General features: G+C 69.3%; 5 protein-coding genes. 1 reads left to right on the top strand and 4 read right to left on the bottom strand.

The window, feature by feature from the left end:
• Nucleotides 1–217: 217 nt before the first annotated feature.
• The gene (locus DSP71_RS04460; protein ID WP_113680459.1) at nucleotides 218–1,462 is read right to left on the bottom strand and encodes a glycosyltransferase; all 1,245 of its coding nucleotides are present in this window, start codon (nucleotides 1,460–1,462) and stop codon (nucleotides 218–220) included.
• A 6-nt stretch (nucleotides 1,463–1,468) separates the two neighbouring features.
• The gene (locus DSP71_RS04465) at nucleotides 1,469–2,701 is read right to left on the bottom strand and encodes a glycosyltransferase (protein WP_061018016.1); all 1,233 of its coding nucleotides are present in this window, start codon (nucleotides 2,699–2,701) and stop codon (nucleotides 1,469–1,471) included.
• 125 nt (nucleotides 2,702–2,826) lie between these two features.
• Here DSP71_RS04465 and DSP71_RS04470 point away from each other — a divergent pair, with 125 nt between their 5' ends.
• Nucleotides 2,827–3,414, top strand: coding sequence for a hypothetical protein (locus tag DSP71_RS04470; RefSeq protein WP_113680460.1), 588 nt, complete (start codon nucleotides 2,827–2,829; stop codon nucleotides 3,412–3,414).
• Between the two features lie 55 nt (nucleotides 3,415–3,469).
• Here DSP71_RS04470 and DSP71_RS04475 read toward each other — a convergent pair whose 3' ends face one another.
• Together DSP71_RS04475 and DSP71_RS04480 are read right to left on the bottom strand one after the other, a co-directional pair.
• The gene (locus tag DSP71_RS04475; RefSeq protein WP_046748722.1) at nucleotides 3,470–3,880 is read right to left on the bottom strand and encodes an MmcQ/YjbR family DNA-binding protein; all 411 of its coding nucleotides are present in this window, start codon (nucleotides 3,878–3,880) and stop codon (nucleotides 3,470–3,472) included.
• A gap of 128 nt (nucleotides 3,881–4,008) precedes the next feature.
• On the bottom strand, nucleotides 4,009–5,126 hold a 1,118-nt coding region (locus tag DSP71_RS04480), incomplete at its 5' end, for a glycoside hydrolase family 38 C-terminal domain-containing protein (protein ID WP_258546256.1).

Below are 5,126 nucleotides of genomic sequence, written 5' to 3' on the forward strand. Positions count from 1 at the left end.
GGCCTGGTCGGCGTGGTGAGCCTCGTCGCATACGTCCTGGCGTTCATCCTCGGGCTCGTCGCCGTACGCCGGCCCGGCCCGCACCTGCTCGCCGGCATCGCGATCGGCATCGCCGGAGTGGGCGCCATCGGCATGGCGACCACCTGGATGTCGTCGCTCTTCTACCAGTTGTTCTGAGGCTGCCTGCTCGAAGACACGACTGCCGGCGCCGTCGTGATCATGCGAGCACCCGTTCGTAGACCTCGACCATCGCCGCCGTGCGCGATGACTGTCGGAACGCCTCGGCCACCTCGGGCAGCGGAACAGGAGCCGCCCCACGCGCGATGTCGTCTGCCGCACGTCGCAGCGTCTCAGCCAGCGCGACGCGTCGGCGAGCCTCCCGGTCCACCCCGGATCCTGCTTCCGCATCAGGCTCTGGTACGGCCCACAGCCCGCCGCCGAGCTCCGCGGCGATGTCGGGGTCGCAGATCACCGACGGCGTTCCGAGGGTGGCTGCCTCGAAAGGGGTCATCCCCTGGGTCTCGAAGCCGATCGACGTCTGCACGAGCGCGTCGGCGGCGGCGATGCGCGCCAACGTCTGCGGGTAGGTGAGGCGTCCGGCGAAGTGCACGCCGTCGCGTGCGCGGACGATCTTCTCGGCGGCTGCGCGCTGAGCGCCTCCCCCGATGATCTCCAGATCGGCGACGACTCCCGAAGCGACGAACGCCTCGAGGAACGGAAGGAGACGCTTCTCCGGGCTCATCCGGCCGAGCCAGACGAACCGCGGTATCCCCGGCACGCGGTCTGCGGGCTTGTCCGCGAGCGTCTGCTCGCGGACGTCGTCGTCGATGCCGTTCCAGATCACGTCCACATGCGGGAAGACGTCGTGCTGCTCGAGGCGGCGGGCGAAGTGCGTCGAGGGGGCCGTCACGGCGGACGCCCCGGCGGCGAGGCCGCGCAGGAACGCCCACCCGTCGCTTCCCTTCGCCGGGTATCGCCCCTTCGACGGAACCGCGATGCCGCGCAGGGCGATGCCGCGCCAGGCGTTGAGCGCCGCGAGCACCGGGCGGTGCAGCGGAGTGACGGCGGCGATACCGACGTCGACCCGGTTGTGCATGGTGTGCACGACCGGGATGCCGTGGCGCTGCGCATACCGGTGTCCGATGAAGGCTCCCCAGAAGTCGGCCTGGACGTGCACCAGGTCGACGGGCGGACGGCGGGTCATGGCCTTGTCGAGGAAGCGATCGGTGCCGCGCCCGGGCCAGCTCATCGAGTATTCGCGATCCGTCGTGATCGGCATCGACGGCAGGTCGACGTACGCGCCGCCGTGGGTGCCGGACGACGCACGCGATCCGTGCATCTTCGGAGCCACGACCGTCACGGTGTGACCGGCGCGTTCCAGGAACTCCCGCTGGAGCCGCATCGACACCTGCGCTCCCCCGAGGGAGTCGAGGTGTTGATCGCCGAAGAAGACGATGTGCATGGCGGGTTACTCCGGCAGCGGCTCGTCGCGGTACAGCGCCTCGAAGGTGTCGAGGGTGCGGTTGATGTCGTGGATCAGGACGCCGTCGAGCGAGGCCTGCTGCATCCGCTCGTACTCCGCGGGCTCCGCCGTGAGCACGTCGGTGAGGCGTGCAGCGAGCTCGTCGGCATTCCCCGGCTCGAACAGGTAGCCGTTCTCGCCGTCGTGCACCAGGTGCGGGAGGGCCACGGCATCGGCCGCGACGACGGGCAGGGCCGAAGCCATGGCCTCCATGGTCGCGATCGACTGCAGCTCGGCGATCGAGGCGATCACGAACAGGCTCGCCCGCGACAGCAGGGCTCGCAGCTCCTCGTCGGTGGTGCGCCCATGGAAGGTCACCCGGTCGGAGAGACCGAGCTGGGCGGTCAGGTGCTCCAGCTGCTTGCGCTGGTCGCCCCCGCCCACGATGTCGAACGTGGTCTCGAGCGCGGGGTCGAGCTTCGTCATGGCCTGGAGGATGACCTCGACCTGCTTCTCGGCGGTGAGGCGTCCGACGAACACGATGCGGTTCTTCTCGCGCGGACCGATGACCGGCGTGTACTGCGAACGGTCGATACCGCAGCTGACGGGGATGACCCCCTTCACCTCGACGGTGTTCTCGAGGAAGTCGGCGGCACGGCGGGTGGGCGTGGTGATCGCCCTGGTCAGGTCGAACGTGCGCTTCGCGTCGGCCCAGGCGAACTTCAGCACCAGGTCGTCGATGAACTTGGGCATGGTCGTGTGATCGAGGATGTTCTCGGCCATCACGTGATTGGTCGCGATGACGGGGATGCCGCGCTCGTGGGCGATGCGCGCCAGTCCGCGACCGATCACGATGTGCGACTGGATGTGCACCACGTCCGGCTGCACCCGGTCGAGCACCTTGCGGGCGTAGTGCTTCGAGCGCCAGGGCCATACGAAACGCAGCCAGTCGTGCGGAGGCCAGCGGACCGACGGCAGCCGGTGCAGGGTCATCGGCTCGCCTTCGATGACCTCGGTCCGCGGCTCGGCGCGGCGGTAGGCCTGGTTGAGGGCGACGACGTGCACGTCGTGTCCGCGCTGCACGAGGCCGGCGGCGAGGCGCTCGGCGAAGCGGGCGGCGCCGTTGATGTCGGGCGCGAACGTGTCGCAGCCGATCACGATCTTCAACGGTCGGGGCGCGGATTCGGCGGCGGAGCCGCTCGACGGATCGATCGGATCGTCGGAGGAGGTCACAGACATGCTGCCTTACGATGTGGCGGCCAAGGGAGAGCCCTGGTCGGGCGCTGGCCACTCTACCGGAGGGCCCTGATCGTGCCGCCGAGGCGTACCGGGCATCACTCAGACGCACCGGCTACCGTGGAGTCATGCGACTGAGTGCCGACGCCGATCCCCAGCTGTGGATTCCCGTGACGGACTCGCTCGGCTGGAAGGGCCGCCGCCACCGGAAGGCCGCGATCCGGATGCTGCTCGGCCAGGTCAACGCCGCGGTCGGAGCGACGGAGCGACCCGGCTCGAGGTTCGGCGCGTGGGCGATGAGCCAGGCGGCGCCGATGCTCATGAAGCGTGCGGACGGACGCGTGCTGGTGTGGACGTGGAAGGCGGAGCCCGAGCTCGTCGTGGCGATGGCGACCGCACAGGTGCTGACGCCTGATGTGCGCATCGCCCGGGCCTCGATGCCGATGGACTACGACGACACGGAGTCGTTCCCCACGAGGCTCGGCGTCGGCGAGAAACTGCTCGTCCCGATGCCGCCGTCGCCCGCCTCGCCGCCGTTCGCGACGTACACCTGGGACACGGGTACGCACCTGGTGACGTTGACGGCCGTGTGCAGCGACAAGGAGCGGTTCGGCACGCTGATCGGCGCGCTGGACGACCTCGCGCGCAGCCTCCTCATCGCCGACGACCTCACGGGCGGCGAGTCCCCCGACGTGCTGAGACTGCCGCCTGCCTGACATCGCTCTCCCGCTCCCCGTGTGATTCCCGGGAGGCCGCGGATCGCATCCCGCGTCATTCCAGTCCGTGCGAATCCAACCATGCCTTCGCGACTCTCGCAGGGGCACGCGCCAGCCATGCATCCGTGATGATCTCTTCGAGCCGGCCCCGGTCGACGGCATCGAGACGGACGAGCAGTCCCGGGTAGCCGTCGAAGTGGGGGATCGTGAACAGCGCATCCGGCTCGGCGGCCAGAAGGGCATCCTTCTCTTCGAGGTCGGCGACCCGCACCGCGAGCACATCACCGGTGGGCCACTCACGCCCGGCCTCGGCGAGCTGTCGCAGATCGGTCGTTCTCGGTCCGCGAAGCCACGCGAACTGGCCGCTCTTCAGCCGCCAGGCCGCCGCTCCGGTGTGACCGCCGACGGATTCCTCGGCGCCGGGCAAGGCGAGGGCGATCGCGCGCACATCGTCGATGCTCACCATCCCGCCATCGTGCACCCGTTCGCCCTGCCACGACAACGGGTCCGCGCACATCACCCACACACGCGAGAGCAGGAGCACACGCGGGCTCAGCACACGAGGCTCAGCGCACGAGGCTCAGCGCACGATGCTCAACGCACGATGCGCAGCGTCCGCACCTCGAAGGGACGCAGTCGCAGCGCACCGCCCGTCCGTGCATCGTCGATCTCGTCCTCGATCAGACTCACCTCGCGCACCTCACGGTGGTCGAAGCCCACGGACAGCTCGCCGACCGCACGACGCCCGAGCGCTTCGTACACACGCACGATGACGTCGCCGGAACCGTCGTCGGCGAGCTTCACGGCCGACACGACGATGCCCTCGCCCTGCACCGAGACCAGCGGCTCGACCTCGCGCGCCCCGCGGAGAACCGTGGGCAGGCTGTTGATGCGGATGCCCTCGGCTGTGGCGATCGCGGCGTCGGCGCCGATCACGAAGCCGACCTCGATCTCGTGGGGACCGTGATCCGTGTCCGGGTCGGGGAAGCGCGGCGCCCGCAGCAGGGAGAGCCGCACGGTTGTGGTGACCCCGTCCTCGCCGACCTCGCGCGTCGTGTCGTACCCGTAGATCGAGTCGTTCACGAGGGCCGCACCGAAGTCCTGCTCGCGCACGAGCACGAACCGGTGCATCGAGGTCTCGAACTTTGCGGCCTCCCAGCTGGTGTTCGTGTGCGTGACGCGCGCCTGGTAACCGAACTGGGTCTCGGCTTCGGTGTGCGACGCCTGGATGTCGAGCGGGAACGCCAGCTTGAGCAGCTTCTCGGTCTCGTGCCAGTCGATGTCATTGCGCAGCAGCACGGTGCGCGACTTCGGCGCGAGCACGATCGTCTGCGTGATGGTCGACTCCGAGAACGGGCGCACGACGACGATCTGCGCGACACCGTTCACGAGTGATGCCTCGATGGAGGAGACCGCCGTGAGGTCGTCGACGCTGTTGCGGTAGTACCGGTCGATGTCCCAGGCGTCCCACATGTTCGGGAAGTCCTGGTGCAACTGGAACAGGTTCGCGGCCCTGCCTGCGGCGACCGTCTCCCTGCCCGACGCCTTGTCGACGGCAGACACGATCAGCCCCTCGCCCGAGACGAGCACCGACACGAGGTCGTTCTCGATCCGCCAGCCATCGGCCTCCTCGACGAGCGTCACGGGTGCGACCGTCGACTCCCCCACGAACGCGGCGCCCAGCGCCCGACCACCGGCGACCGAGCTCGGCT

Origin of the sequence: Microbacterium sp. H6, assembly GCF_003314775.1 — a bacterium.
Classification (GTDB): Bacteria; Actinomycetota; Actinomycetes; order Actinomycetales; family Microbacteriaceae; genus Microbacterium; species Microbacterium oxydans.

What these genes read in the sequence shown, in the direction of transcription:
- DSP71_RS04460 (WP_113680459.1), bottom strand. Translation starts at nt 1,462, where the DNA reads ATGCACATCGTCTTCTTCGGCGATCAACACCTCGACTCCCTCGGGGGA.
- DSP71_RS04465 (WP_061018016.1), bottom strand. Translation starts at nt 2,701, where the DNA reads ATGTCTGTGACCTCCTCCGACGATCCGATCGATCCGTCGAGCGGCTCC.
- DSP71_RS04470 (WP_113680460.1), top strand. Translation starts at nt 2,827, where the DNA reads ATGCGACTGAGTGCCGACGCCGATCCCCAGCTGTGGATTCCCGTGACG.
- DSP71_RS04475 (WP_046748722.1), bottom strand. Translation starts at nt 3,880, where the DNA reads ATGGTGAGCATCGACGATGTGCGCGCGATCGCCCTCGCCTTGCCCGGC.